The organism is Polaromonas naphthalenivorans CJ2 (assembly GCF_000015505.1).
Lineage (GTDB): Bacteria > Pseudomonadota > Gammaproteobacteria > Burkholderiales > Burkholderiaceae_C > Polaromonas > Polaromonas naphthalenivorans.
In genome coordinates this window covers 3,702,460-3,728,212 of record NC_008781.1, presented here as the reverse complement: position 1 = coordinate 3,728,212, position 25,753 = coordinate 3,702,460, and the positions used below count along the sequence as shown (strand labels likewise).

26 protein-coding genes are annotated in these 25,753 nt (G+C 63.7%); 14 read left to right on the top strand and 12 right to left on the bottom strand.

What is annotated here, in order from left to right; translation table 11 throughout:
• The first annotated feature begins 16 nt into the window (after positions 1-16).
• Together PNAP_RS25840 and PNAP_RS17530 are read left to right on the top strand one after the other, a co-directional pair.
• Positions 17-685 (top strand): helix-turn-helix transcriptional regulator, encoded by a 669-nt coding sequence (locus PNAP_RS25840; protein WP_011802880.1) that lies wholly within the window; start codon positions 17-19, stop codon positions 683-685.
• A 96-nt stretch (positions 686-781) separates the two neighbouring features.
• Complete coding sequence (locus tag PNAP_RS17530) at positions 782-1,549, top strand: type III pantothenate kinase (protein WP_011802879.1); 768 nt, start codon at positions 782-784, stop codon at positions 1,547-1,549.
• A gap of 71 nt (positions 1,550-1,620) precedes the next feature.
• Here the strand turns inward: PNAP_RS17530 and PNAP_RS17525 are convergent, their stop codons facing one another.
• The gene (locus PNAP_RS17525; protein ID WP_011802878.1) at positions 1,621-3,189 is read right to left on the bottom strand and encodes a wax ester/triacylglycerol synthase family O-acyltransferase; all 1,569 of its coding nucleotides are present in this window, start codon (positions 3,187-3,189) and stop codon (positions 1,621-1,623) included.
• A gap of 140 nt (positions 3,190-3,329) precedes the next feature.
• Between PNAP_RS17525 and PNAP_RS17520 the strand changes: the two genes are divergently transcribed.
• On the top strand, positions 3,330-3,584 hold the full coding sequence (locus PNAP_RS17520; protein WP_011802877.1) for an acyl-CoA-binding protein: 255 nt from the start codon (positions 3,330-3,332) through the stop codon (positions 3,582-3,584).
• Between the two features lie 88 nt (positions 3,585-3,672).
• Here PNAP_RS17520 and PNAP_RS17515 read toward each other — a convergent pair whose 3' ends face one another.
• From PNAP_RS17515 to PNAP_RS17490, 6 genes are read right to left on the bottom strand one after another with little or no spacing between them, the layout of a single operon-like run.
• Positions 3,673-4,647, bottom strand: a complete 975-nt coding sequence (locus PNAP_RS17515; protein ID WP_011802876.1) for a Bug family tripartite tricarboxylate transporter substrate binding protein — start codon at positions 4,645-4,647, stop codon at positions 3,673-3,675.
• 30 nt (positions 4,648-4,677) lie between these two features.
• Positions 4,678-5,070, bottom strand: a complete 393-nt coding sequence (locus PNAP_RS17510; RefSeq protein ID WP_011802875.1) for a VOC family protein — start codon at positions 5,068-5,070, stop codon at positions 4,678-4,680.
• Entirely contained in the window at positions 5,067-6,014 is a 948-nt protein-coding gene (locus PNAP_RS17505) for a hydroxymethylglutaryl-CoA lyase (protein WP_011802874.1), read from the bottom strand. The genes PNAP_RS17510 and PNAP_RS17505 overlap by 4 nt, the downstream gene beginning before the upstream one ends.
• Entirely contained in the window at positions 6,011-7,246 is a 1,236-nt protein-coding gene (locus PNAP_RS17500; protein ID WP_011802873.1) for a CaiB/BaiF CoA transferase family protein, read from the bottom strand. The genes PNAP_RS17505 and PNAP_RS17500 overlap by 4 nt, the downstream gene beginning before the upstream one ends.
• A 33-nt stretch (positions 7,247-7,279) precedes the next feature.
• Entirely contained in the window at positions 7,280-8,215 is a 936-nt protein-coding gene (locus PNAP_RS17495; RefSeq protein ID WP_011802872.1) for a LysR family transcriptional regulator, read from the bottom strand.
• 19 nt (positions 8,216-8,234) lie between these two features.
• Positions 8,235-8,567, bottom strand: a complete 333-nt coding sequence (locus tag PNAP_RS17490) for a polyhydroxyalkanoic acid system family protein (RefSeq protein ID WP_011802871.1) — start codon at positions 8,565-8,567, stop codon at positions 8,235-8,237.
• 295 nt (positions 8,568-8,862) lie between these two features.
• Between PNAP_RS17490 and PNAP_RS25100 the strand changes: the two genes are divergently transcribed.
• Positions 8,863-11,286: a PAS domain-containing sensor histidine kinase gene (locus PNAP_RS25100; RefSeq protein ID WP_011802870.1), complete on the top strand. Its 2,424-nt coding sequence runs from the start codon at positions 8,863-8,865 to the stop codon at positions 11,284-11,286.
• A gap of 4 nt (positions 11,287-11,290) precedes the next feature.
• Here PNAP_RS25100 and PNAP_RS17480 read toward each other — a convergent pair whose 3' ends face one another.
• A complete protein-coding gene (locus PNAP_RS17480) occupies positions 11,291-12,415 on the bottom strand; it encodes an aminopeptidase (RefSeq protein ID WP_011802869.1) in 1,125 nt (374 codons plus the stop codon).
• A 124-nt stretch (positions 12,416-12,539) separates the two neighbouring features.
• On the opposite strand from PNAP_RS17480, the gene PNAP_RS17475 reads away from it, so the two are divergent.
• The 3 genes from PNAP_RS17475 to PNAP_RS17465 all read left to right on the top strand — a co-directional run bounded on the left by PNAP_RS17475 (position 12,540) and on the right by PNAP_RS17465 (position 16,015).
• The gene (locus tag PNAP_RS17475) at positions 12,540-13,406 is read left to right on the top strand and encodes a UbiA prenyltransferase family protein (RefSeq protein WP_041376785.1); all 867 of its coding nucleotides are present in this window, start codon (positions 12,540-12,542) and stop codon (positions 13,404-13,406) included.
• Positions 13,403-14,362, top strand: coding sequence for a lysylphosphatidylglycerol synthase transmembrane domain-containing protein (locus PNAP_RS17470; RefSeq protein WP_011802867.1), 960 nt, complete (start codon positions 13,403-13,405; stop codon positions 14,360-14,362). The genes PNAP_RS17475 and PNAP_RS17470 overlap by 4 nt, the downstream gene beginning before the upstream one ends.
• A 102-nt stretch (positions 14,363-14,464) precedes the next feature.
• On the top strand, positions 14,465-16,015 hold the full coding sequence (locus PNAP_RS17465) for an ArnT family glycosyltransferase (RefSeq protein WP_011802866.1): 1,551 nt from the start codon (positions 14,465-14,467) through the stop codon (positions 16,013-16,015).
• A gap of 92 nt (positions 16,016-16,107) precedes the next feature.
• Here PNAP_RS17465 and PNAP_RS17460 read toward each other — a convergent pair whose 3' ends face one another.
• The 3 genes from PNAP_RS17460 to PNAP_RS17450 all read right to left on the bottom strand — a co-directional run bounded on the left by PNAP_RS17460 (position 16,108) and on the right by PNAP_RS17450 (position 18,379).
• Positions 16,108-16,881, bottom strand: coding sequence for a tetratricopeptide repeat protein (locus PNAP_RS17460; protein ID WP_041376784.1), 774 nt, complete (start codon positions 16,879-16,881; stop codon positions 16,108-16,110).
• Between the two features lie 57 nt (positions 16,882-16,938).
• Positions 16,939-17,610, bottom strand: coding sequence for a TetR/AcrR family transcriptional regulator (locus tag PNAP_RS17455; RefSeq protein ID WP_011802864.1), 672 nt, complete (start codon positions 17,608-17,610; stop codon positions 16,939-16,941).
• A 184-nt stretch (positions 17,611-17,794) separates the two neighbouring features.
• Positions 17,795-18,379 carry a phasin family protein gene (locus PNAP_RS17450; protein WP_011802863.1) on the bottom strand — a complete coding sequence of 195 codons (585 nt, stop codon included), beginning with the start codon at positions 18,377-18,379 and terminating at the stop codon, positions 17,795-17,797.
• Positions 18,380-18,611: 232 nt separating this feature from the next.
• On the opposite strand from PNAP_RS17450, the gene PNAP_RS17445 reads away from it, so the two are divergent.
• Positions 18,612-20,606: an SDR family oxidoreductase gene (locus tag PNAP_RS17445; RefSeq protein WP_011802862.1), complete on the top strand. Its 1,995-nt coding sequence runs from the start codon at positions 18,612-18,614 to the stop codon at positions 20,604-20,606.
• 47 nt (positions 20,607-20,653) lie between these two features.
• On the opposite strand, the gene PNAP_RS17440 is transcribed toward PNAP_RS17445, so the two are convergent.
• Positions 20,654-20,995, bottom strand: coding sequence for an H-NS histone family protein (locus PNAP_RS17440; RefSeq protein ID WP_011802861.1), 342 nt, complete (start codon positions 20,993-20,995; stop codon positions 20,654-20,656).
• A gap of 174 nt (positions 20,996-21,169) precedes the next feature.
• Between PNAP_RS17440 and PNAP_RS28160 the strand changes: the two genes are divergently transcribed.
• The 6 genes from PNAP_RS28160 (at position 21,170) to rfbC (ending at position 25,748) form a co-directional block, all read left to right on the top strand.
• The gene (locus PNAP_RS28160; RefSeq protein ID WP_269667125.1) at positions 21,170-21,301 is read left to right on the top strand and encodes a hypothetical protein; all 132 of its coding nucleotides are present in this window, start codon (positions 21,170-21,172) and stop codon (positions 21,299-21,301) included.
• A gap of 104 nt (positions 21,302-21,405) precedes the next feature.
• Positions 21,406-22,257, top strand: a complete 852-nt coding sequence (locus PNAP_RS17435; protein WP_011802860.1) for a GumC domain-containing protein — start codon at positions 21,406-21,408, stop codon at positions 22,255-22,257.
• Between the two features lie 85 nt (positions 22,258-22,342).
• Positions 22,343-23,407, top strand: coding sequence for a dTDP-glucose 4,6-dehydratase (gene rfbB / locus PNAP_RS17430; RefSeq protein WP_011802859.1), 1,065 nt, complete (start codon positions 22,343-22,345; stop codon positions 23,405-23,407).
• On the top strand, positions 23,404-24,294 hold the full coding sequence (gene rfbD, locus PNAP_RS17425; protein WP_011802858.1) for a dTDP-4-dehydrorhamnose reductase: 891 nt from the start codon (positions 23,404-23,406) through the stop codon (positions 24,292-24,294). The genes rfbB and rfbD overlap by 4 nt, the downstream gene beginning before the upstream one ends.
• Positions 24,295-24,318: 24 nt before the next feature.
• Complete coding sequence (gene rfbA, locus PNAP_RS17420) at positions 24,319-25,206, top strand: glucose-1-phosphate thymidylyltransferase RfbA (RefSeq protein WP_011802857.1); 888 nt, start codon at positions 24,319-24,321, stop codon at positions 25,204-25,206.
• A complete protein-coding gene (rfbC, locus tag PNAP_RS17415) occupies positions 25,203-25,748 on the top strand; it encodes a dTDP-4-dehydrorhamnose 3,5-epimerase (protein WP_011802856.1) in 546 nt (181 codons plus the stop codon). The genes rfbA and rfbC overlap by 4 nt, the downstream gene beginning before the upstream one ends.
• Positions 25,749-25,753: the final 5 nt, after the last annotated feature.

Below are 25,753 nucleotides of genomic sequence, written 5' to 3'. Positions count from 1 at the left end.
TCCCTGATTACTACCCATGCAACTACCTGCTAACTTTGACAGCGTCTGCCTGGACGGCATCATGAGCGACTGGCTGTCCGCCCTGGGCGAATTCTCGGTCGAAGCCCTGGTGGTCCTGGGGCCCGATCCTTTTGCCGGCCAGGAAAGCCGGCTGGTGCTGGCCCTGCATCCTCCACGGCTGCTGGAAGCGGCGCAAGCCCTGGCCGCCAGCCAAGACTTCGGCGCGCCCTGGCGGGATTCCGATGCGCCGCTGGTGGCCTGGCAGGATATTTCCAGAGCGGCTTTCGGTGATCTGGGCCGCTGGCGCAGGCTGTGGCTGGCGCATGGCTTTCAAAGCGTCGTGCGGATTGCCTTTCCGCTGACCGTGGGCCGCGCTTTTGAATGCTATCTGTTCAGCGCGCGCCAGTGGCCTGACCGCACCGAGCCGTCGCAGCTGGCCTGGTCGGCGCTCAATATCTGGCCTTTGGTGAAGCGGGCGCTGGCCCAGGCCAGAAACCCGCTGAGCCCGCGCGAACTCGAATGCCTGGACCTGGCGTTTCAGGGCATGACGGCGCGCAAAACCGGCGACATGCTGGCGTGCAGCGAGCGCACCGTCAACTTTCACCTGGCCAATGCCATGAACAAGCTCAAGGTGGACAACAAAATGGCCGCCGTCCAGCGCGCCTGCTGGTTTGGCCTGATTTGATCCGATCTGCTGTGGCAGGGCAGGGCAGGATATCAAGGGAAAACACCCCTGCATCAGGCGCCGGGCGTGCCGCAAACCTGTTCATAATTCAGCCCCATGACTTTTCTAGCGCTTGACGTGGGTAACACCCGCCTGAAATGGGCCCAGTACGACGCCCCCGTGGTGGGCGCCAAGCTGCTGGCCCATGGCGCGGTGTTTCTGGAAAATATCGACAGGCTGGCCGAAAACGACTGGCACGGAATGCCCGAGCCCTCGGCGATCCTGGGCTGCGTCGTGGCCGGAGACGCCATCAAGCGGCGGGTGGCCGAGCAGATGGAAATCTGGGACGTGCTGCCGCGCTGGGTTCACTCCAGCCCGCAGGAAGCCGGCCTGACCAACGGCTACGACCATCCCGCGCGGCTCGGGTCCGACCGCTGGGTGGCCATGATCGGCGCCTACCACCGGCTGCTGGCGCGCGGCATCCGTAAACCCTGCCTGGTGGTGATGGTGGGAACCGCCGTGACGGTCGAAGCCATCGATGCCTCGGGCAAATTCCTGGGCGGCATCATCCTGCCGGGCCACGGCATCATGCTGCGCGCGCTCGAATCGGGCACCGCCGGCCTGCATGTGCCGACCGGCGATGTGCGCGATTTTCCGACCAACACCAGCGACGCGCTGACCAGCGGCGGCACGTTTGCGATTGCCGGAGCGGTGCAGCGCATGGTGGACAACATCACGCGCCATTGCGGCGAAGCGCCCGAATGCATCATGACCGGCGGCGCGGCCTGGAAAATGGCGCCCAGCATGTCAGTCAAGGTCGAACTGGTGGAAACGCTGATCTTTGACGGCTTGCTGGAGATCGCCTCGCGGCGGTTCAAGCCTTGATGCTATTGAAAAAATAGCTGCTTGTGCCCGTGGATAAAGCGCAAAATGGCGATTTGATTGAAATACGGGCGTTATTCCCCGTCCCACGGCAGCATCAGCGTCACCATCGCCAGCCGGGCAAACTCGGGCGCGACTTCGTCAATGATGCGCTGCGGCTCCGGGCACAGGGCGCTGTCGGTGATCACGCCAAACTGCACGCCGCCGCCGTAGCTCAATATTGACACGCCCAGGCCCACGTCGCCTGACTGCGGCACCCAGAACATGCTTTGCTCCAGCGTGGCGCCGCAAAACCTGAGCTTTTCGCGCGGCCCCGGCACATTGGTCATCACCGCCGTGGTTTTTTTCGAGAAGATGCCGAGCATCATGTCCTGCGCCGGTTTGGGCAGCAGGCCGGCCACCGCCAGCAGGCCAAAGGCCAGCAGCGGCTGGTAGCTGCCCTTGAGCGCGGCCATGCGCCGGCGCACTTCGTACAGCCGCTCGACCGGATTGACCATGCCGATGGGCAGCAGCAGCGGCGCCAGGCCAAAGTGATTGCCCAGCCGGAGGCTGGGCTCCTGGGGCCGCAGGTTGACTGGCACCATGGCGCGGATTTCCTGGCCGGCCACGTCATCGCCTTGCGACTTCAGGTACTCGCCGAGCGCGCCCGCCATGCAGCTGAGCAGCACATCGTTGAGCGAACAACCCAGCGCCTTGGCGACCGCCCTGACCTCGTCCAGCGGAATCGGCGGGCACCAGGCGACTTTCTTGATGCCGCCGGACTTGCCCTTGAGCCGGGTTGGCGAGTCGTCGGGCATCAGCGCCAGCGCGGCCGAATCGGTGGCCACCTGAAGCAGCAGCCGGGCCATGTCCAGCGACGCTTTCACGCCGGCCTCGACGCCTTGCTCCAGCCCCGGCCCCTGGCCGGCAGGGTTCAGCCGGCCGAGCGAGCGCGCCGCGCCGTCGCCCAGCGCGTCCAGCGCCTTCACTGCCAGATGGGTGAAGGGATTGAGCAGTGTCTCGACCACCCATGCCTGCGCGCCCTGCGGCACGGCGTCCTGCGCAGTCGCAGCCGGTTCTGCGGGCGGGGCGCCGCCATCGACCATCGACAGGGTCACGCCGATCAGCGCGACGCCATCGGCAATGCAGTGGTGAAGGCGCAGGATCATGGCGCTGCCGCGCACGCCGTCGGGGCCGGTGTAGTCCTCGATCAGGTGAAACCGCCAGAGCGGGCGCGCGCGGTCCAGCCGCTGGCCGGCCAGTTCGGCCACGCGGTCCTGCAAGGCGCGCTGTTCATCGCCGCTGGCCGATCGGGGCAGCTTTTCCCGCACCACATGGTGGGCCAGGTCAAAGCCGGGGTCGGCCACCCAGGAGGCGCCGGTAGCGTCCTGCACCGCGCACTGCCGGAAACGGTCGTACCTGACCAGCGTGTTTTCAATGCGCTCGCACACCGCCGCGTACTTCACGCCGGGCGCCAGCTGCCACACGCCGATGATCTGCATCAGGTTGGCCTGGTTGTCCATGCGCAGCCAGGCGGTATCGACCTTGCTCATGCGCTCGTCGGGCGGATGCGGGTAGCGCGGTGGTGCGGCCGGCATGGATTTTTTGGGCCGCCTGGGGGCTGGTTTCCTGGCTGCCGAAGGACTTGCAACGCGTGTGACCATCAACTATTCCCCTGTGCAACACCGCCCCGGACTGGAGTCTGGTGCCCATTTTGCGGGGAACTTGTGGCTAAGATAACCGGCAGTTACCCGAAGCCTTTGCTTTGGGAGCCGACTTCTCAACCATGAACGGAGCATTTCCCATGTCAGACCTGAAAGCCGCCTTTGACAAGGCCGTGGCCAACTCCAAGGATCTCAGCGAGCGTCCCGACAACGCGACGCTCTTGAGACTCTACGCCCTCTACAAGCAGGGCAGCGCCGGCGACAACCTTGACAAAAAACCCGGCTTCGGCGACATGGTGGCGCGCGCCAAATGGGATGCCTGGAGCAAGCTCAAGGGCACGCCGCAGGAGGCCGCGATGCAGCAGTACATCGACCTGATCAACGAGTTGGGTTGAGAAAAATTTGAATCAAAAAGGCTTCTTGCGCAGTCAGGACGGGTGCTACCAGCTATGAATTTGATAGTGTCTTGCGCACCCGACCCTTTCAGTCGGCCTTGATATTGGCCACCTTCACGATGCGCTCCCACATCTTGCGTTCATTGGCGCCCAGCGTGGCCAGCTCCGCGCTGTTCATGACCACGGCCTTGGCGCCCTGGTCTTCCGCGCGCTTTTTGAAGTTGTCCGACTCCACCACCTGTTTGATCGCCAGCGACAGGCGATTTTGCAACTCGCTGGGCAGGCTGGCAGGCCCATACACCGCAAACCACGAGGACGCCACCAGCGGAACGCCGACTTGCGTGGCCGTTGGCACATTCGGCAGCGCCGGCAGGCGCGCGCGGCCGGTCACCATCAGCGCCTTGAGCTTGCCGGCGCGCACGTGCGGCAGCAGCGGCGGCGGCGTGGTGATGGTGAAGTCCACCGTGCCAGCCAGCAGGTCGTTGAGCGCCGGACCGGTGCCCCGGTAGGGAATGTGGGTCATGAACGTGTGGGTCAGGTCTTTCAGCAGCTCGGTGGTCACATGCTGCAGCGAGCCGTTGCCGCTGGAGGCGTAGTTGACCTTGCCGGGGTTGGCCTTGACGTACTTGAGGAACTCGGCAAAGGTGTCGGCCGGAAAATTGGCGCGCACCACCAGCAACTGCGGCGCGTCGATCAGGTGGGCGATGGGTTTGAGGCTGGTGGCCGGGTCGAACCCCGGCACCGGCTGGATCAGCGGCGTGATGCACTGGTAGCCCGAGTACTGCACCAGCAGGCTGGAGCCATCGGCCGGGCCGCGCGCCACCATCTGGCCGGCGATGTTGCCGTTGCCGCCGCTGCGGTTGTCCACGACCACCGAGGTTTGCAGAATCTTGCCCAGCGGCTCGGCCAGCATGCGCGCGGCAATGTCGGTGGTGCCGCCGGCCGCTGCGGGAACGATCAGGGTCAGGGGCTTGCCGGCGAGTTGCGCACGCACCGGGTTGAGCCAGGCGGCCGCGCCGAGTCCGGCGGCGGTGATCAGGGTTCGGCGGGAAATAAGGGTCATGGTTGTCTCCTGTTAATAGTTGGAATGCGTTCAGGCCAGCTCGGAAATTTCGATCAGGTTCAGGTCCGGGTCGCGCACATACACCGAGCGGATTTTTTGCGTCGCGCCGGTCCGCAAGACCGGGCCTTCGATCACCGGCCAGCGCGCCTGCGCCAGCCGGGCGATCACTTCTGCCAGCGGAATACTCGCCAGAAAGCACAGGTCCAGCGAACCCGGCACCGGCAGATGGGCCTTGGGTTCAAACTCGCGGCCCTTGACATGCAGGTTGATTTTTTGCGCGCCAAATTTGAACGCCTTGCGCGCCACCGGCGGCGTGCCGCCGACAAAGGTTTCAAGCGCCATGCCCAGCACGCGGGTGTAGAAGTCCACGCAGGCCGCTTCGTCGGCGGTAGTCAGCACCAGGTGGTCAAGGTGGCCGATCATGCAAATTGCTCCCGCAGCTCGGCCACAGAGGCCGGCGGCGCATGCAGGTCCATGATGCGGCCGGCCTTGGCGACCTGGCCGGGCACGTCGTGGCCGACGATTCCGGGCAACTGCCGGGCGACTGCCAGCAGCTTCGACAGGTCGATGCCGGTGTCGTAGCCCATGGCATCGAGCATGTGGATGGCGTCCTCGCTGGTCACGTTGCCGCTGGCGCCGGGCGCATACGGACAGCCGCCCAGGCCGCCCAGCGAGCCGTCGAAGCGGGTTATGCCGGACTGCACCGCCGCCAGCACATTGGCCAGACCCATGCCGCGCGTGTTGTGAAAGTGCAGCGTCAGCTGCAGGTCGGCGAAACGCTGTTGCAGCACTTCCACCATGCGGCTGACCTGCGCCGGATGCGCCATGCCGGTGGTGTCGCAGATTGTCAGGCCGCGCACGCCCAGGCCGGCGAAGCGCTCGCCCCAGCGCAGCACTTCGTCCAGCACGACTTCGCCCTCCATCGGGCAGCCGAAGCAGCACGACAGCGACACATTGATGGGCGTTTTGCCATCGACATGGCAAATCACGTCCAGCAGCGCGGCAAAGCTTTTCTCGCGCGGCATGCGCAGGTTGGCCAGGTTGTGCGTCTCGGACACCGACATCACCAGGTTGAGTTCGTCGGCGCGTGATTCGAGCGCGCGCTCGGCGCCGCGCAGGTTGGGCACCAAGACGGTGTACTCGACGCCGGGCGCGCGGCGAATGCGGCCCATGACCTCCTCGGCGTCGCGCAGCATCGGAATCGCCTTGGGCGAGGTGAAGGACGTGACCTCGATCTTGGCGTAGCCGCAGTCGCTGAGCGCATCGACCAGCGCGACCTTGTCGTCGGTTGGAATAAAACCGGGTTCGATCTGGAAGCCGTCGCGGGTGGCGACTTCGTTGAAAAAAATGCGTTTTTTAGCGGTCATGGGGTTCCTCCGGCAACAATGCCCTGGTCTTTCAATGTGCTGATCTGTTCGGGCGACAGGCCCATCTCGCGCAGCACGGCGTCGGTGTCCTGGCCGATCTGCGGTGCGTTGCGGCGGTGGCTGCCCGGCGTGCGCGACAGCTTGGGAACGATGCCGGGCACCGCCAGCAGGCTGCCGTCGTCCATTTGCACCTCGCCCAGCATGCCGCGCGCCCGGTAATGCGGGTCGGCGGCGATGTCGGCGACGGTGTAGATGCGGCCCGCCGGCACGGCCACCTGGTCCAGCGCCGCCAGCACCTCGTCCACGGTGCGCTCGGCGGCCCACTGGCCGATGGCCTCGTCAATCCTGTCCACCTGCGCCACGCGGCCGGCGTTGTCGGCCAGTTGCGGGTCGGCGCCCATTTCAGGCCGGCCGATGGTGGCCATCAGCCGCTTGAAGATGCTGTCGCCGTTCCCCGCAATGAGCGCATAGCCCTCGTCCTTGCAGCGGTAGGCATTGCTGGGCGCGATGCCGGGCAGGGCGCTGCCGGCTGGGCCGCGAACGGCGCCGAACGCACTGTATTCGGGCAGCAGGCTTTCCATGCAGTTGAACACCGCCTCGTACAGCGCCACGTCGATCACCTGGCCCTGGCCGGAGCGCTGGCGCTCCTGCAGCGCCAGCAAAATGCCGATCACGCCGTGCAGCGCGGCCAGCGTGTCGCCGATGCTCACGCCGACGCGCACCGGCACGCGGCCGGGCTCGGCGGTCAGGTGGCGCAGGCCGCTCATGGCCTCGGCCACCACGCCAAATCCCGGCTTGTCGCGGTAGGGGCCGGTCTGGCCGTAGCCGCTGATGCGCAGCATGATCAGGCGCGGGTTGAGCTTGAGCAACTCGTCGGGCCCCAGTCCCCAGCCTTCCATCGCGCCGGGGCGAAAGTTCTCGATCAGCACGTCGGCGTCGCTGGCGAGCTGCCGAACGATGGCCTGGGCCTGCGGGTTTTTCAAATCCAGCGCGACCGAGCGCTTGTTGCGCGACTGCACCTGCCACCAGACCGAGGTGCCGTCTTTCAGCAGCCGCCACTTGCGCAGCGGGTCGCCGGCGCCGGGGGGCTCGATCTTGATGATGTCGGCGCCAAAGTCGGCCAGCGTCTTGGCGGCGAACGGGCCGGCAATCAGCTGGCCGAGTTCCAGGACTTTGAGGCCGGCCAGCGGACCCGGGGCGGGGGAGGGGGTTGAGGGGTCTTCGGTGTGCATGGCGGCCAGTGTGCCGCCGCAGGAGTGCGCCGTCTATTGCTGTTTGGCCGTGCGGGCGTTCGCATTTTGCGAAGGCTCGACCAGGAAATCCACCAGCGACAAAATGCCCGCGTCAAGCTGGCCCAGCGCGCAGGCCACCAGCAGGCGGCGTTGCGCCCACGGATCGGCCAGTGGGCGCCAGCTGATCTTCATGGCCTTGACGATGGGCAGGCAGGCCGCCTTGGGCAAGATGGCAATGCCCAGGCCCGAGGCCACCATGTGGCAGACGGCATCAAAGCTGCGCACCTGCATGCGCAGCTTGAACGGCCGGTGAGCGGCCAGGGCCGACTGCTGCTGCTGTTGCAGCATCGCCGCGCCGGCCGTCAGGCTGATCCATTCCTCGTCCAGCGCATCGGCAAAGGCCAGCGGCGTTGTCAAGGCGGCCAGCCGGTGTCCGGCGGGCAGCACCAGCACCAGCTCGTCATGGCGAAACAGCCGCGTGTCCAGCCCGCTGGTGTCCGGTCCCTCGACAAACACGGCGACATCGGTGCGCCTCTCACGCAGCGTGGCGGCCACGGCGTCGGACACCTGCTCTTCCACGTCGATATGCACCTGCGGATGCAGCTGGCCATAGCGCGCCAGCAAGGGCGGCAGGAACTGGCTAATGGCCGCGCTGCTGGCGCACAGGTGGATGTGGCGCACGGTGCCCCGGCGCAGGTCGGCCAGCTCGGCGCCCAACTGCTCCATGGTCTGCAGCAGCGTCAAGCCGTGCTTGACGAAGACGCGCCCGGCGGCGGTCGGCAGCAGGCCGCGCGCATGGCGTTCAAACAGGGCGTCGCCCAGCGCAGCTTCCAGCTCGCGAATTCGCCGGCTGGCCGCGCCCAGCGCCAGGTGCGAGTCCCGCGCGGCGGCCGTCAGGCTGCCGGTCTGCGCGCAGGCCACGGCCAGGCGAATCGACACCAGGTCAAACCGGGCAAGGTTGTAGCTCACGGGGGCGGGCCAGACAAAATCAGGCGGTTTTATTGGGGGCCGCAGCCTTGCGGGCTGCAGGGCGCGCCGTGATCAGGGCATCGAGGTGTTTGACAATCTCGGCTTCTATCCGGTCCTTGAAAGCGCCCGCCAGAAAGCCAAGCCTGGCGTCGATCTCGAAATTATTTTTCGTCACCGCCAGGGTGCCGTGAACGCCGCTGCGGCTGAAGCTGACGAGGTCGCCGGCATGGCCTTTCTCGTAGGTGCATTCCATGCCGAATTCGACTTCGACCTGTTCGGCCCATTGAACGGCGATCCTGCGCGCCTCCTGCAGTCCCAGGGCATGTTCGCGTTCAAGGTGGATGTCGGCCATCGGGAGTCTCCGGGTTGTTGCTGTACAAGGTGGCGAGCCACAATTAACAGGCATCTTAAAACAGGGGAGCCTGTGGCATTCACCCATCCGCGCACCGCCGGGCATGATGCGAAATGCGAAAAACGGCTTGCTTAAAAGTTAAAAATCGGTAAATTTGTAAAAACTCATAAGTTTAGTAACTTGATTTAAACAATCCCCTGGCTTCAATGAACTCCTACCTCCGCGCACCTCGTCAACTCCCCGTCAACCTTGAGGCAGCCACGGGTGGTGCGCGCGCCCGCTTCGACGCCTTGTCATGATGCCCGAAGACAAACCCATGCAGGCGTCCATCACCGCCTCGCTTCTGGCTGGCGTGCTGGAGTCCGCCATGGATGCCATCATCACGGTGGATGCGCAGCAAAACATCGTGCTGTTCAACCACGCGGCCGAAAAAATGTTCGGCTGGAGCCGGCAGGAGGTCATGCAGCAGCCGCTCGACAAGCTGATTCCAGGGCGCTTTCGCCACGCCCATGCCCGGCATCTTGCGCAGTTCGGCGCCACGGGAGCGACGGTGCGGAGCATGGCGGACTCCCTCGTCCCTATCTACGGGCTGCGCGCCAACGGGCAGGAGTTTGCGGTTGACGTTTCCATCTCGCGGGTGGATACGCCCGAAGGCAAGCTGTTTACCGCCATGGTGCGGGACATCACCGGGCGCAAGCTGGCCGGACAGGCCCTGGTGGACAGCGAGCAGCGCTATGCGGCCCTGTTTGCGTCGGCGCCGGTGCCGATGTGGGTGATTGACCGCGCGAGCCGAAAATTCCTGACCGTCAACCAGGCCGCCATCGAAGGCTATGGCCATTCGGCCGGCGAGTTCCTGTCGATGACGCTGCCGGACATTCATGCCGACGCCGAACGCAGCTGTTTGCCCTATTACCTGGCTGACGCCGCGCAGAAGCGACAGGGTTCGTGCCAGCATCGCCGCAAGGACGGCTCGCTTTTCAATGCCGATATCGTGGTCCGGCCGATTCAGTACGCCGGCCAGGAAGCTCTTTTCATGGTGGCGCTGGACATGAGCGCCCAGGTCAAGGCTGAAAAAGAGGTGCAGGACCATTTGTTCACCTTGCAGCGCGCCGCCGATGCGGCCCAGGCCATCACCTGGCACCTGACGCTGGACGGCATGATGCAGGAATTGGCGGAGCAGGCGCGCGGTGTGATCGGCGCGCATCAGGCGGTGGTCAGCCTGGCCGCTGAACGTAAAGGCGGGCCGGGCGCTCATGCGCTGTCGCTGTCCGGCGAGTATGCGCAGTACCGCGACCAGCCGCTCTTGACCCACGGTTTCGGGATCTACGCCAAAGGCTGCCACGGCACGCGCCCGGTGCGCATGGCGCAAACCGAGTTGCAGGAGCACGCGGACTGGTGCCGCGTGGGCAACCATGCCGACCGGGAGCGCATGCTCAATGGCTGGCTGGCGGTGCCGCTGACTGGACGCGATGGCCAGCCCATCGGGCTGCTGCAGCTGTCGGACAAATACGAGGGTGAATTCATCCAGCAGGACGAGTATGTCGCGACCGAGCTGGCGCAACTGGCGTCGATTGCCATTGTCAACGTCCGCTTGCTGCATGAGGTCAGCCAGCTCAATACCGGGCTGGAGAAAAAAGTGGCCGAGCGCACGCTGGCGCTGGCGCGCCAGGAGGCCTTGTTCCGCGCACTGGCCGAGCAGGCGCCGCAAGTCATCTGGACTTTGGACCCGAACGGCGACGCGACCTATTTCAACCAGGCCTGGTTTGACCTGGTCGGCGGCAGCCTGCGGGACTGGAGCGGCAAGCAGTGGTTTGGCGCCGTTCATCCCGATGACTTGCCCGACACCAAGGCCAACTGGCAGCTTGCCCAGGCCAACCAGCATTCCTTCTCCGGTCTCCGGCGCCTCTTGTGCAAGGATGGCAGCGTCCACACCATGGCTTACCGGGCCTCGCCCGTGCGCGGCGAAAAGGGCGTGGCGGCCTTCTGGGTCGGCATTGATGCGGATGTGACCGAGATCAAGCACATCGAGGCCGCCTTGCGCCTGTCGAACCAGGAGCTTGAAGCCTTTTCCTATTCGGTGTCGCACGATCTGCGCGCGCCGCTCAGCACCATCAATGGCTTTGGCAGCCTGCTGGCCAAGCAGCTGGCGGGCGATGGAAACGACAAGATGCGGCACTACGTGAGCCGCATACAGCAAGGCGTGGCGCAAATGGGCCAGTTGATTGAAGACCTGTTGTCACTCGCGCAGGTGGCGCGCACGCAGGTGCGCAACGAGCCGGTCGATCTGTCGGAAATGGCGCTCGGCATTCTGGACGCGTGGCGCGCCCGCCAGCCCGAGCGCGAGGTGAATGTGCAGATTGAAAATGACCTGCAAGCCTACGGCGACAAGCCGCTGCTCAGGGTGGTGATGGAAAACCTGCTGGGCAATGCCTGGAAGTTCAGCGCGCACCAGCCACAGGCCACGATCAGCGTCGGCCAGCAAGTCGATGCCGCGGGGTTGCCGGTATTTTTCGTGCGTGACAACGGGGCTGGATTCGACATGGCGCATGCCGAAAAGCTGTTTCTTCCGTTCGAGCGCTTGCACGCGGCTTCGGAGTTTGCGGGAACGGGCGTCGGGCTGGCCACCGTCAGCCGCGTGATCAACCGGCACGGCGGCAAGCTGTGGGCAGAGGCCGCACCCGGGCTTGGCGCGACTTTTTTCTTCACGCTTCACGGCTAGGCGCTTACTGCCCGGCGTGGGCTGCCGCCATCCCGGCAATTGCCGGCCCGTGATTGATCTCCAGGAGGGCGTGCCGCTCGCTCTTGGGCATGCCGGCCAGCCGTTTGACGGCGCCGTAAAACCGTGGCCAGTCACGTCCTTCGCGCTCGAACAGGGCTTCAAAACCGGGCACCAGTTCGTCATAGGCTGCCTGCGCGCCAAACGACGCATTGTTGGCGCGCGCCACCCACGGGTCGTAGCCGGCATAACCGTCCCATGACGCCTTGAGCTGCGCATAGCGCTCACGAAAATTCTGCATTGCTATCATTTTAAGAGCTGCTTGCGCAGGTGGGACGTGCACTAAAGCCTTGTTTGGTTCATAAATGGCGGTCAATTCCCGGCGTGTGGCCTGCGCCAGTGCCCGGAACTGCTGGCGCCGTGCGTCAAACGCCGCATAGGCCTGGCGGGCTTCATCGGTGCTCTGGCTGCTCCGCGCATCCAGCCAGCGCTGCACGCCCAGCCGCTCGACGGCCGTCGCAAACGACTCGTTGAACACCGTGTCGTCCTGCGCATAAGCCACCTGGTGCGCGAGTTCGTGAAACACCAGTCGCGCCAGCTCGCCCTCGGGGTAGCGGATGAAGGTGCTCAGCAGCGGGTCGCCGCCGGCCCAGTTCATCCAGCCCAGCGTGGAATAGGCCGGCACCCCATGAACGCTGGTTTCAAAGCCCTGGGCGGCGAGTTGCGCGGCCTCGGCCCGGGCATCCGGTTCACTGAAATAGCCCCGGTAGCCGACGCAGCCGGCCAGCGCAAAACACCAGGTCTTCAGCGTCAGCGAGAACTCGGGCGCGGCGACCACGTTCCAGACCACGGCGCTGCGCTGCAGGTCGGCATAGCGGTGGTAGCTCGGGTTGTCGGGCAGCTGCAGTTCGGTGACGGCAAAGCGGCGGATGCGCTGCGCCAGGGCCAGCCGGGTTTTCAGCGGCGCCGGGGTGCGCGCATCGTCCAGCCAGTCCTTGACCGGGCGGGCTGCGTTCATCACCGTCAGGTGGCCGTTGACCGACTGCCAGTAATAGCCCAGGTCGGCGCAGCCGGTTAGGCCGGCGGCCGCCAGGCCTGCGGCCAGCAGGCGCCTCAATCGTCTCGATGCCATCGTTCACTCTCCTTTTACAGGGCCTGCGCTTCACTTTATCCGTCTTGCGCGAAAAACTTCGGCCTCGATCCAGTCAGTTATGCTTGAAAGCCGATTCAGGCTGCATGCTCTTGCTTTTTCATTGATGTCTTCCTTTTCTTCAAGCCTGCTCGCGCTGGTTCGCCTCACGAGGCCGCACCAGTGGGTTAAAAACGTGTTTGTGTTTGCCGGCCTGGTGTTCAGCCAGAGTTGGGGAAACGCCTTGCTCGACCTGCGGGTGCTGCAGGCCTTTGCCGCATTTTGCTGCGCCTCCGGCCTGGTGTACATCCTGAATGACTGGCATGACCGCGCCAGCGATGCGCTGCATCCGGTCAAGCGCAACAGGCCGCTGGCCAGCGGCGCGGTCACGCCGGGCTCGGCGCTGGGGCTGGCGGCCGCGCTGCTGGCGGCCGGCATGTTCCTGGCGGCGGGCAACCGCACGCTGCTGCTGCTGCTGGCGCTGTATGTGGCGCTCAATATTGCGTATTCATGGCGGCTCAAGCAGGTGCCGGTGGTCGATGTGTCCATCATTGCCGCAGGCTTCATGCTCAGGCTGCTGGCCGGCACGGTGGCGGTCGGGATTCCGCCCTCGCGCTGGCTGCTGCTGACCGGTATTTTCATGACGCTGTACCTCGGATTTTGCAAGCGCAAGGCCGAAAGCTTCCAGGACGAAGCCAGCCAGCGGGCGGTCATGGCGCACTACCCGACGGCCTTGCTCGACACCTTCATCGCCACCACCATGACCGCCACGCTGACCACCTACAGCCTGTTTGCCACCAGCCCGGAGGCGCAGCTGCAGCACAGCGAGCGCCTGCTCTACACCGTGCCGGTCGTCATTTTCGGGCTGCTGCGCTACACCTACCAGGTGCATCGCGGCCGGGGCGAAGACGTGGCGCGCGACCTGCTGCGCGATGCCTGGCTGCTGGGGGCCGGCGCGCTGTGGCTGGCCATCTTCCTGAGCCACCGGTTTTGAAGCCCGACAGCGGCGCACGCAAAACGGGCGCGCCACCCGTCAGGCTGCCCGTCAAGCAACTGCTGCTGGTGCTGGGCGCGGTGGCCACGCTGTATGCGGCGGCGCTGCTGGTCTGGGGCGACAGCCCGCGCACGTCCATCGTGCGCCTGTGGTCGTTGACGGGTTTGCAGGCCGCAGGCCTGTGCCTGCTGAACTACGGGCTGCGCGGCCTGCGCTGGCGCTTGTGGATGGCGCACCACGGACGGCATTTTGGCCTGCTGCAAGGCCTTCGCCTGTACCTGGCGGGCTATGCGTTCACGCCCACGCCCGGCAATGTCGGCGAGGCGGCCCGGGGCCTGATGCTGGCGCACCGGCCTTTGGGCGCCCGGCAAAGCCTGGCGATTTTTGGCGCCGAGCGGCTGGCCGACCTGCTGTGCCTGCTGCTGCTGTGCCTGCCTGCCGCCGTTTGGGCCTGGGAGCAGGGTGTGCTGCAGCGGGCGCCGGCCTGGCTGACGGGCCTGCTGCTGGCCGGCGCCCTGGCGGCGCTGCTGGCGGCGGGCGCGCTGCTCAGGTTCCGGCATGCCTTGCTCGGGCGTTTTGGCTGGCTGCGTGATGCCTGGGCCTGCCTGAGCGTGCGGCCGCTGGTCTGGTTTAGCCTGAGCCTGGCTGCCTGGGCCGCGCAGGGCGTGGCGGTCTGGCTGATCTGCCGCGACATGGGCCTTTCGCTGGGGCTGCCGACGGCCACCGGCTTTTATGCCGTGGCCATGGTGGGCGGCGCCCTGTCGGCCTTGCCGGCGGGCCTGGGCGGCACCGAAGCGCTGCTGACCGGCTTGCTGGTGCTGCACGGCGCTGGCGCCGGTGACGCTTTGGGCATGACCGTGATGATCCGGCTGCTGACGCTGTGGCTGGCCGTGGCGATTGGCGTGCTGGCCTTGCTTTATAGTGCGGCCATCGCCCGGGAAATCAGCTTTCGCTAGCCGCTTTTCGTTTTATTTTTTCCTTTTTCCTGCGTTGCTGCGCGCCACCGTTGGCCTGACGGTTTTTGCCGCCGGCCTGCCGGTTCACCTGCTTGTTTCTCCATGTCCCAGAACCCCGTTTCCGCTTTTTCCCCGCAAGCATCTTCCGCCGCGCTGAGCCGCTGGCTGCTGGGCGCCGGGCTGGCTTCGCTGCTGCTGCGCCTGTGGATCGCACTGAGCTTTCCGATCTCGGGCGACGAGGCTTTTTTTTACTGGTGGGGCGTGTACCCGGACTGGGGCTACTCCGACCATCCGCCTATGGTGGGCTGGCTGATTGCCTTGACGCGCGCCACTTTAGGCGACAGCACGCTGGCGATTCGCCTGCCGGCGGTGTTGCTGCCGCTTAGCCTGGGCGCGGCGCTGTGGTGGGCGCTGGGGCCGCTGGACCGGGTGCGCGCGGCCTGGGCGGTGCTGTTTTTCTGGCTCGCGCCGCTGAACTGGCTCTACGTCATCATCACCACCGACACGCCGCTGATTTTCTGGTCGGTGCTGTCGGTGGCCGCGCTGATGCGGGCCGAGCAGCGCGCGCAATTTGACCGTGCGGCTTATGGGCTGTATGCCTTGTCGGGTGTGTTCCTGGGCTGTGCCTTCCTGTCGAAGTATTTCTCGGTGGTGCTGGGGCTGACCTACCTGGTGTATTTTTTGCTGTACCGGCGCGAGCGGCTGGCGGGCCTGGCCCTGCTGGTGGCCTGCGCCTTGCCCGGCGCGGCCATCAACATCGCCTACAACCTGTCGCACGGCTGGTCGAACATCATGTTCAACGTGTACAACCGCAATCAGGATGCGACGTTTGAATGGCGCAAGCCGCTGATGTATGTCGGCATGATGGCCTACCTCATCACGCCGGTGGCGCTCTGGCTGGCCGTGAAGCACCGCCAGGCGCTGGTGGCCACTGCGAAATCCCACCGCCTGCTGGCCTGCCTGGTGGTCGTGCCGCTGCTGTTTTTCACGCTGCTGTCGGCCAAAAAGGTGATCGGGCTGCACTGGGTGCTGTCGTTTTACCCTTTCGGTTTTGCCTACCTGGCGTTTGCCCTGCCGGCCGACAGGCTCAAGGCCTGTGCCAAGGGACTGGCGCTGTTTGCCGGCCTGCATGTACTGGTGGTCGTCGGGCTGTACATGACGACGCTGGACACCTGGCGCAGCGCCAAGATTTATCCGCAAATCGTCCGCAGCATCAAGACCGCCGACATCCTGCGCCAGGCCAGCAGCCCGGACACGGTGCTGATGGCCGACTCCTACACGGCCGCGTCGATCTACGGTTTCGAGCGCCGCCAGTACATGCCGGTGTTCGGCGTCGGCAAGTTCCATGCGCGGCAGGACGACATGCTGGTGGATTTTTCGCTGTACCAGGGCAAGACCGTGCGCATCATCACGCCGGACACGCCCGAGCTGGAAGCCTTCAAGCCTTACTTTGACCGCGTCACCGTGCTCGATTTCATGCAGGATGGCGTGCCGTTCCATGTGGTGGAAGGCACGGGCTTCAACTACCCGGCTTACCGCGCGGGCGTGCTGGGCGTGGCGTTCAAGCAGTTCTACAACATTCCGGCCTGGCTGCCGATGACCGGCTGCCCGTTCTGCGAACGCTACTGCGGGCAGGTGCGCTGCCCCCGGTGATGAAAATAGTGATAAAAAAGGCATTTTGCGCAAGCAGGGCGTGCATTGACAGCTATTAAAAAGAGAGTGTTCCAGCTTGCCGGGCCGGCGTTTCAGTCCTGCAGTTCCACCCGGGCCATCTCCACGTCCAGCCGTTCCGTCGCATCCATGGGCTCGGACGCCGCCGCCTGTTCGTAAAGCCGGGTGGCTTCCTTCATGCGCTTGTCGCCTTCGAGCATGACCAGGCCGTTGGCGTATTCGGTCATGGCAATCGCCGAGCCGGGATTGAGCGCCAGCGCTTCCCGGTACAGCGCCAGGCCGGTGTCTTTTTTTGCGCCATAGGTCATGCTGCCGATCAGCGAGCCCACCTTGTCGATCACCTCGGCATGAAAGGTGGCCAGCGCAATGTGCGCATCGGCATGCTGGGGCGATAGTTTGATGGTCTGCTCCAGCGCCGCCTTGACCTTGCTGCCCAAGCCCTGCGCCAGGGCTTTGGCCACGCTGATGCCCTGGCTGTAGCGCCCGAGGGCATAGGCCTGCCAGTACCAGGCATTGGCGTTTTTCGGCTCGCTCGCCTGTTGCTCCCCGGCCCGTTCAGCGGCCTGCAGAAACAGGTCGAGTTTGGTTTTTTCCCTGTTTTCCAGGTAATTGGCATAAATACAGGTGGCCTTGTTGGCCACCGTGATGCCCGCGCCGCCGGCATTCAGGCCGGCTTCGGCCGCTTTCTGGAACTCGCCGTTGTGAAACAGCACCCAGGCCTGCAGCACCGCAGCGTCTTTGGGGCAAGGTTCGCAGTCGCCCCGGTGCAGCCGCGCCCAGTTCTTCTTCAGGCTGGCGGCATCAAAGGCATAGGCGCCGGGGTGGGGAAAAGGGTTCCATTCGGCCATGTACTTGTCTCCTTGGATAATTTTTTTCGCCATTGTCCTCCGTGAACCGGGTCCGGCTCAGGCCGGCAGGCTTGCCGGGCTGCTGTAGGCGGCGGCCAGGCTCTGCAGATGGCTGCGCTCGCCCGGCTCCAGATAGGGCGCCAGCAGGCTCAGCACGTGGTGCGCGCCGCGCAGCAGCGCGGACTGCGCATGGGCCGGCTCCAGCGCATGGCGCGGATTGCGCACATATTCAAAGCTCAGCCAGTAGGTCAGCAGCACCACCATGCTGGTGGCCGTCGCCTCGACTTCGCGCGAGTCCATCGTCATGGCGCCGGCCCGGCCCATGCCGTCGAGCAATGCCCTGACGGCGCGGGCCTTGTTCTTGAGCACCCCCTGGAAATGGGTTTCGAGCCGGCGGTTCTTGCTCAGCAGATCGTTCAGGTCGCGGTACAAAAAGCGGTACTGCCAGATCAGTTCAAACAGCGTGTGCATGAAAAACCAGGCATCTTCGACATGGCGCACACCGTCGCTGGCATTGAGCAGCTCGTTCAGGGCCTGCTCATAGCGGTCGAACAGCGAGTTGATCAACTCGTCCTTGGCGGGGTAGTGGTAGTAGAGGTTGCCCGGGCTGATGCCGAGTTCGGCGGAAATCAGCGTGGTGGAGACATTGGGCTCGCCAAATCGGTTGAACAGTTCCAGAGTGACCTCCAGAATACGTTCTGCGGTGCGGCGCGGCGCTTTTTTCGCCATGGTTTGTCTCGCTGGTTGTGTTGCTTGACTCTACCCCAGCGTACGGGCGGACGGAAGCAGGGAAATCTTCAATAGTCGGCGCGCAACGGCTGAAGATTTTGGGAGCACGGGCGACAAAAAAAGGGACGTGCCGTCCCTTTTTTCAATACCGCGTAGCAGGCCGGTGGCCGAGAACTGCAGCGAGTTATTCCGCCGTGCCCTGCGCCGTGTCGGTGGCCGGGCCTGCAACCTTTTTGGCGGCGCGCTTGACGGCGGGTCTTGCAGCTTTTTTGGCGGCAGGCGGGGCGGCTTGCGGCGTCCTGGTCTTGACGGCTGTTTTGGCAGCTGGCCTGGCGGGCGCGCGGGCGGCTGCGGCACGGCCGTTCAGGGTCTGGATGTGCTTGTCGAGCTGGTCAACGCGCTCTGCCAGTGCGCTGACATCGCGGGCCGAAGGCACGCCGAGCTTGCCCAGTGCCTTGGCCACGCGCTCCTCGAAAATATTTTCCAGCTTGTCCCAGCGGTTGCCGGCCTTGGACTGGATGTCGCTGGCCATGCCGCTCATTTTGCTGGTGGCCTCGGTGATTTTTTCTTCGGCGGCCGCCTGGGTCTTGCGCTGGATGGACAGGCCTTCCTTGACCAGCGTGTCAAAGACCTTGCTGCCTTCTTCCTGCGCCTTCGAAAAAGCACCCAGGCCGGCGAGCCAGATTTGCTGGGCCGAGTCCTTGACCGCGCTGGCGAGTTGCGGTGCGGCTTTTTTATCGTCGCTGATTTTTTGCAGTTTCTTGACCATGGAAAGCTCCTGATTCGGGGTGGAAAAAAGGGTACGGTCAATGCGCCGCACACAGCAGCAATGTAAGCGCCTGGCTGGCTGGTGTTTAGGGGCAGTCTTCTAGACCTGCCGGGCAGGCGCCCCCTGGAACTCTGGCGCATCGGCCTGTGTTCGCGGGTTTCCGCTAAAGGAGGAAGTGCGCGGACCTGAACACAATGACTCTTTTGTTGGTCAAGCCAATGCGGAGCATTCAATGAACTATTTCGTCACCGGCGCCACCGGCTTCATCGGCAAGCGCCTGGTCAAAAAGCTGCTGCAGCGTAAGGGCGCAAAGGTTTATTTCCTGCTCCGCAAGGAAAGCGCAGGCAAGCTGGCGGCGCTGCGTGAATACTGGGGTGTTGGCGCGGCCAGGGCGGTTGCGGTGCATGGCGACCTGACCCGCAAAAAGCTGGGCGTCAGCGCCGAAGACAGCAAAAAGCTCAAGGGCGAAATCACCCATTTCTACCATCTGGCGGCGGTCTATGACCTGCAGGCCGATGAGGAAAGCCAGATCGCCGTCAACATTGGCGGAACCCGCAGCGCGGTGGAGTTTGCCAGGGCGATCGAGGCCGGGCATTTTCACCATGTCAGCTCGATTGCGGCTGCCGGGCTGTACGAAGGCGTGTTCCGCGAAGACATGTTCGAGGAGGCCGAAAACTGCGAGCACCCCTATTTCAGGAGCAAGCACGAGAGCGAAAAAATCGTGCGCCAGGAATGCACGCGTCCCTGGACGGTGTTTCGCCCCGCCCTGGTGGTGGGCCATAGCGTCACCGGCGAGATGGACAAGATCGACGGGCCTTACTATTTTTTCAAGCTGATCCAGCGCATCCGCAAGCTGCTGCCGCCCTGGATGCCGATGGTCGGGCTGGAGGGCGGCCGGATCAACATCGTTCCGGTCGATTTCGTGGTCGATGCGCTCGACTGCATCAGCCACCACGAGCGCGCCGGCGGCAGGTGCTTTCACCTGGTCGATCCGGTGGGCTACCGCGTCGGCGATGTGCTTGACATCTTCAGCAAGGCCGCGCACGCGCCGCGCATGAACCTGTTCATCAACGCGGCCCTGTTGGGCTTCATTCCCAAGGCGGTCAGGAAAGGGCTGATGGCGCTGGGGCCGGTACGGCGCATGCGCCAAGCCATCATGACCGACCTGGGCTTGCCCGAAGACATCCTGGCATTCGTGAATTACCCGACCCGTTTTGACTGCCGCGAAACACTGGCCGCGCTCAAGGGCAGCGAGATTGCCTGCCCGAACCTGCACGACTACGCCTGGCGCCTGTGGGATTACTGGGAGCGGCATCTGGATCCCGACCTGTTCATCGACCGCTCGCTACGCGGCACGGTCGGCGGCAAGGTGGTGCTGATCACCGGCGGCTCGTCCGGCATCGGCCTGGCGACGGCGCACAAGTTTGCCGAGGCGGGCGCCACCACCCTCATTTGCGGCCGCGACCAGGACAAACTCGACGCGGCCTGCAGGCAAGCCGAAGCCCGGGGTTACCGTTTTATCGCTTATTCGGCCGATATTGCCGACATGGCCGATAGCGACCGTTTCATCAAGGCACTGATTGCCGACCATGGCGGCGTTGATTTTCTGATCAACAACGCGGGGCGCTCGATTCGCCGCGCCGTCGAGGCCAGCTATGACCGCTTTCATGATTATGAGCGCACCATGCAGCTCAATTATTTTGGCTGCCTGCGCGTCACCATGGGCCTGCTGCCCGGCATGACGGCCAGGGGCAGGGGCCATATAGTCAATATCAGTTCAATTGGCGTGCTGACCAATGCGCCGCGCTTTTCAGCCTATGTGGCCAGCAAGGCGGCCCTGGATGCCTGGACACGCTGCGCTTCGAGCGAGTTTGCCGATGTGGGTATCAGCTTTACCACGATCAATATGCCGCTGGTGCGAACGCCGATGATTGCGCCCACCCAGTTGTATAACAACGTGCCCACCCTGGCGCCCGAAGAAGCCGCCGACCTGGTGGCCCAGGCCTGCATTTTCAAGCCGGTGCGAATTGCCACCCGCCTGGGTATAGCCGGTGAAGTGCTTCATGCCTTGATGCCGTGCATTGCCCGGATTGCCATGAATACCAGTTTTCGGATGTTTCCGGATTCATCCGCAGCCAAGGGCGAGGCGGGCGAAAAAGGTGAAAGGGCCAGGCTCTCACCCGAAGCGCAGGCAATGCAGCAGATGATGCGCGGGATTCATTTTTAAACCGCGCCGGCAGGCCTTGCAACGGACCCGCTGCAATGAGGCGCTCTTTAGTGCTGGATTAGAAACTCTTGCTTGTCGCGGCCTGTGGCCAATTGAGCGCTTAACCAGGCGGGAGACTTTCCGCGACCGGTCCATGTTTTTCCGCTGTCGGGATCCTGGTATTTGGGGGCGACCACATTGCGTTTGTCGCCCGTGACTTTTTTGGCGGCGCCCTTGCCTGAAAATCCAAGATCTGAAGCCGTCAAGTCATAAGTCTTGATTAACTCCTTGGCTGAGATGATGGCTTGCGTGCGTTCGCCCTTGCGTTCCGCTTCCTGCTGCTTGCGCAACTCGTTCAGTTTGGCTTGGTAGTCGTCGATTTGCTGCTGCAGTTCGTTTGATTTTGTCATGAGGTATTTTCCTGGAAAATTCAAATTGTAATTGATTGATGATCCCAATCAGGCTTGCGCTGGGTGGATTATTGAATAAAAACTGATATTGCTTGTCCCGTTGAGCCGGGCGGCCGGCAATTGTCTTTCATTTTCTTGAGTATTTCCGTGTGAGTTGGTTTAAAAAATAAATCAATGAGTTTGCTGTCTGTAATCCGTGATGAGCCGGCCAGCTTGCAGGCAGGTTATATGTCGCAACTGGTGGCCGGCTTTTCTTTTGTGCCGGGCATGTCGCCAGTTGCTGAAAGAAAAAATTTCTGCGGATAGGCTTGCTTCAGCCTTCGCCATGTAACATGAGTAATAAATACTTGCTTATTTAAAGGTCAGGCGGCAACGTACAATTGACCGCTTGAAGTTTGAATGTAGGAAAAATGCAAGAAACACAAAACCGTGTCGTCAGCACGCAGGAGACGGGTCTATTGGACGTCCTGGTTACCCTGGCAGAAAATCTCAAGCTATTACTCATCGGGTCACTGGTGGCAGGGCTGTGCGCACTGGGGATCAGTTTCGTGCTGCCCCAAACCTTCCAGAGCGTGGCCGTGCTTCAGGCCGAGCAGCCTACCGCCAGCCTGATGCTGACCGCCGCGGTGCTGGACCCGGTCATTGCCGCCATGGGCCTGGCCAGGGACGATACGCTTGAAAATACCCGCCTGAAGCTGCGCGAGCAGATCAAGACCGTCGTGGGCCGAAACGACAAGCTGCTGACGCTGACTGTATCCAGCCATGCGCCACAGCAGGCGCAGGCCATTGCCAGTGCTGTCATCAGGCAAACCTATCAGGAAAGCCGCCCCAAAGGCAGTGCGCGGGCGCGCCTTGAAGCCCAACTGGCCGAAGCGCAGGCGCGGCTCAAAAATGCCCAGGATGCTTCCGTCGGCGTGCTCAAGCGCCTGGAGTCAAACGGCGCTGGCGGTGCCAATAGCGGCACTGAACTGGCGCGCGGCTATGCCGAGTTGCTGAACGCAACGGGTGCGGCTCAAAGTCAGATCAGCTTGCTTGAAATCCAGCTGGAAGGCCTGAGCGAGGCGCAACTGGTTCAGTCGCCCACACTGCCCCAGAGCGCAAGCCAGCCCAAAAAAGGCTTGATTGCCATCGGCGCCACGCTGGCGACAGGGCTGGCGCTGCTGCTCTTTATCTTTATGCGGCAAGCCTTTCGCAATACACCGGCAAGCGAGACGAGTGCCGCGAAGTTGATGCGCATCAACAAGGCCCTGAGGTTGCGGTAATCACAATACAGTGGCAATGCCCGAGGCTTGATGCCCATGGCAATAACTCCGGCAAACGGCCTCCTACCCAAAAGTCGATAACTTTATGACCATTCTCATCACCGGCGCAGCCGGTTTCATCGGCGCCAACTTCGTTCTGGACTGGCTGGCGCAATCAAGCGAGCCGGTGATCAACCTGGACAAGCTGACCTACGCGGGCAACCTCGAAACCCTCGCTTCCTTGCAGGGCGATGCGCGGCACATCTTTGTGCAGGGCGACATTGGCGACAGCGAACTGGTCAACCGCCTGCTGGCGCTTCACCAGCCGCGCGCAGTGCTCAATTTTGCCGCCGAAAGCCATGTGGACCGCTCCATCCACAGCCCCGAGGACTTCATCCAGACCAACATCGTCGGCACCTTCCGCCTGCTCGAAAGCGTGCGCGCCTACTGGGGCGGCTTGCCCGAAGAGGCCAAAGCGGCCTTTCGCTTCCTGCATGTCTCCACCGACGAGGTGTATGGCTCCCTGGGCAAGGACGAGCCCGCCTTCACCGAAACCCGCCGCTACGAGCCCAACAGCCCGTACTCGGCCAGCAAGGCCGCCAGCGACCACCTGGTGCGCGCCTACCACCACACCTACGGCCTGCCGGTGCTGACCACCAACTGCTCGAACAACTACGGCCCCTGCCATTTTCCCGAAAAGCTCATTCCCCTGATGATCGTCAACGCCTTGGCCGGCAAGGCCTTGCCCGTCTATGGCGATGGCCTGCAGGTGCGCGACTGGCTGTATGTCAAGGACCACTGCAGCGCCATCCGCCGCGTGTTGGATGCCGGTGCATTGGGCGAGGTGTACAACGTCGGCGGCTGGAACGAAAAAACCAACATCGAGATTGTCCGCACGGTCTGCGCATTGCTTGACGAGCTGCGCCCCAGGGCGGACGGCGCCAGCTACGCCGCGCAGATCGCCAGCGTCAAGGACCGCCCCGGCCATGACCGGCGCTATGCCATCGACGCCAGCAAGATCGAGCGCGAGCTGGGCTGGCGGCCAGCGGAAACATTCGAGTCCGGCATCCGCAAGACCGTTGAGTGGTACCTGGCCAACCCCGAGTGGGTGGCCCATGTGCAAAGCGGCGCCTACCGCGACTGGGTGCAGACCCAGTATGCCGACGCATGAAAATCCTGCTTCTCGGCAAAAACGGCCAGATCGGCTGGGAACTGCAGCGCAGCCTGGCGCCGCTGGGCGAGGTCGTCGCGCTCGACCGCCACAGCCAGGACTTGTGCGGCGATCTGGCGGATCTGCCCGGCCTGGCCCGGACGGTGCAAGCCGTTCGCCCCGATGTCATCGTCAATGCCGCAGCCCACACGGCAGTGGACCGGGCCGAAAGCGAGTCCGAGCTGGTCCGCACCATCAACGCCCTGGCGCCCGGCATGCTGGCGCAGGAAGCCAGCAAGCTCGGCGCCTGGCTGGTGCACTACTCGACCGACTACGTGTTTGACGGCAGCGGCAGCCGGCCATGGGTGGAGAGCGACACGCCCGCGCCGCTGAGCGTTTATGGCCAGAGCAAATTAGAAGGCGAGCAGCTCATCGCCGAACACTGCCAGCGCCACCTGATTCTGCGCACCAGCTGGGTTTATGCCGCGCGCGGCGGCAACTTTGCCAAGACCATGCTGCGCCTGGCGCAGGAGCGCGAACGCCTCACGGTGATTGACGACCAGTGGGGCGCGCCGACCGGCGCTGAACTGCTGGCCGATGTCACGGCGCACGCCATTCGCCAGGCTCTGCAGTGCCCGCAGGATGCCGGGCTCTACCATCTGGCTGCGAGCGGCGAAACGACCTGGAATGGGTATGCAAAACATGTGATTGCGCAAGCAGCACGGGCGCAAACAGCTATTAAAATAGTAGCAAATGACGTAGCCGCCGTTCCGACCAGTGCTTTTCCCACGCCGGCCCGGCGCCCGCACAACTCGCGCCTGGACTGCACCCGGCTGCAAACCACGTTCGGCTTGAAGCTGCCGCCCTGGCAGCAGGGCGTGGACCGCATGCTGGCTGAAATCCTTTAAAAATCAGAGATAGAGATTGAATCCATGACTCAACGCAAAGGCATCATCCTCGCCGGCGGCTCCGGCACCCGGCTGCACCCGGCAACGTTGGCCATCAGCAAGCAACTGCTGCCGGTGTACGACAAGCCCATGATCTACTATCCGCTGAGCACCTTGATGCTGGCCGGCATCCGCGACGTGCTGGTCATCAGCACCCCGCAGGACACGCCGCGCTTTACCCAACTGCTGGGCGACGGCAGCCAGTGGGGCATGAATTTGCAATACGCCGTGCAGCCTAGCCCCGACGGCCTGGCGCAGGCCTTTTTGATTGGCGAGGACTTCATCGGCAATGCGCCCAGCGCCCTGGTGCTGGGCGACAACATCTTTCATGGCCATGATTTTTCGCAGCTGATGGCCGGCGCGGACGCCCAGGCGCAAGGCGCCACGGTGTTTGCCTACCATGTGCGCGATCCCGAGCGCTATGGCGTCGTGTCTTTTGATGCCGCCGGCAAAGCCAGCAGCATTGAGGAAAAGCCGCTCCAGCCCAAGAGCAGCTATGCCGTCACCGGCCTGTATTTCTACGACAACCAGGTGGTCGATGTTGCCAAGTCCATCCAGCCCAGCGCCCGGGGCGAGCTGGAGATCACCACGGTCAACCAGTTCTACCTGGAACAAGGCAGCTTGAGAGTGCAGATCATGAAGCGCGGTTACGCCTGGCTTGACACCGGCACGCATGAAAGCCTGCTCGAAGCGGGCTCCTTCATCGCCACGCTGGAGCATCGCCAGGGCCTGAAGGTGGCCTGTCTTGAGGAAATCTCATGGCGGCAGAAGTGGATTACTTCAGAGCAACTTGAACAACTCGCCCAGCCGCTTGCGAAGAACGGTTATGGCCAGTATTTGCTGCGCCTGCTGGCTGAAGGCCCCCGGCCATGAAGGTAATACCCACGGCGATTGCCGACGTTCTGATCATCGAGCCCAGGGTATTTGGCGATGCGCGCGGTTTCTTTTATGAAAGCTTCAACCAGAAGGCGTTCAACGACGCTACCGGGACCGATCACCAGTTCGTGCAGGACAACCACAGTCGCAGCGTCAAGGGCGTCATGCGCGGTCTGCATTACCAGGTCCAGCAACCGCAGGGTAAGCTGGTGCGTGTGGCGCGCGGGGCTGTCTTTGATGTCGCGGTGGATATTCGCAAGAGTTCGCCGACGTTCGGAAAATGGGTGGGCGTGGAACTGAGCGAAGACAACCACCGGCAGCTGTGGGTGCCGCCGGGTTTTGCGCACGGGTTCGTGGTGACCAGCGAATCGGCTGATTTCCTGTACAAGACGACCGATTACTATGCGCCTGAGTTTGAGCGCTGCATTGCGTGGAATGATTCAGTTATTGGTATTCAATGGCCGCTGGCCCCGCACGGCATCGCACAGCCTGTACTTTCTGCCAAGGATTTGCAGGGTAAAAGTTTGAGCGAAGCCTGAGTCGC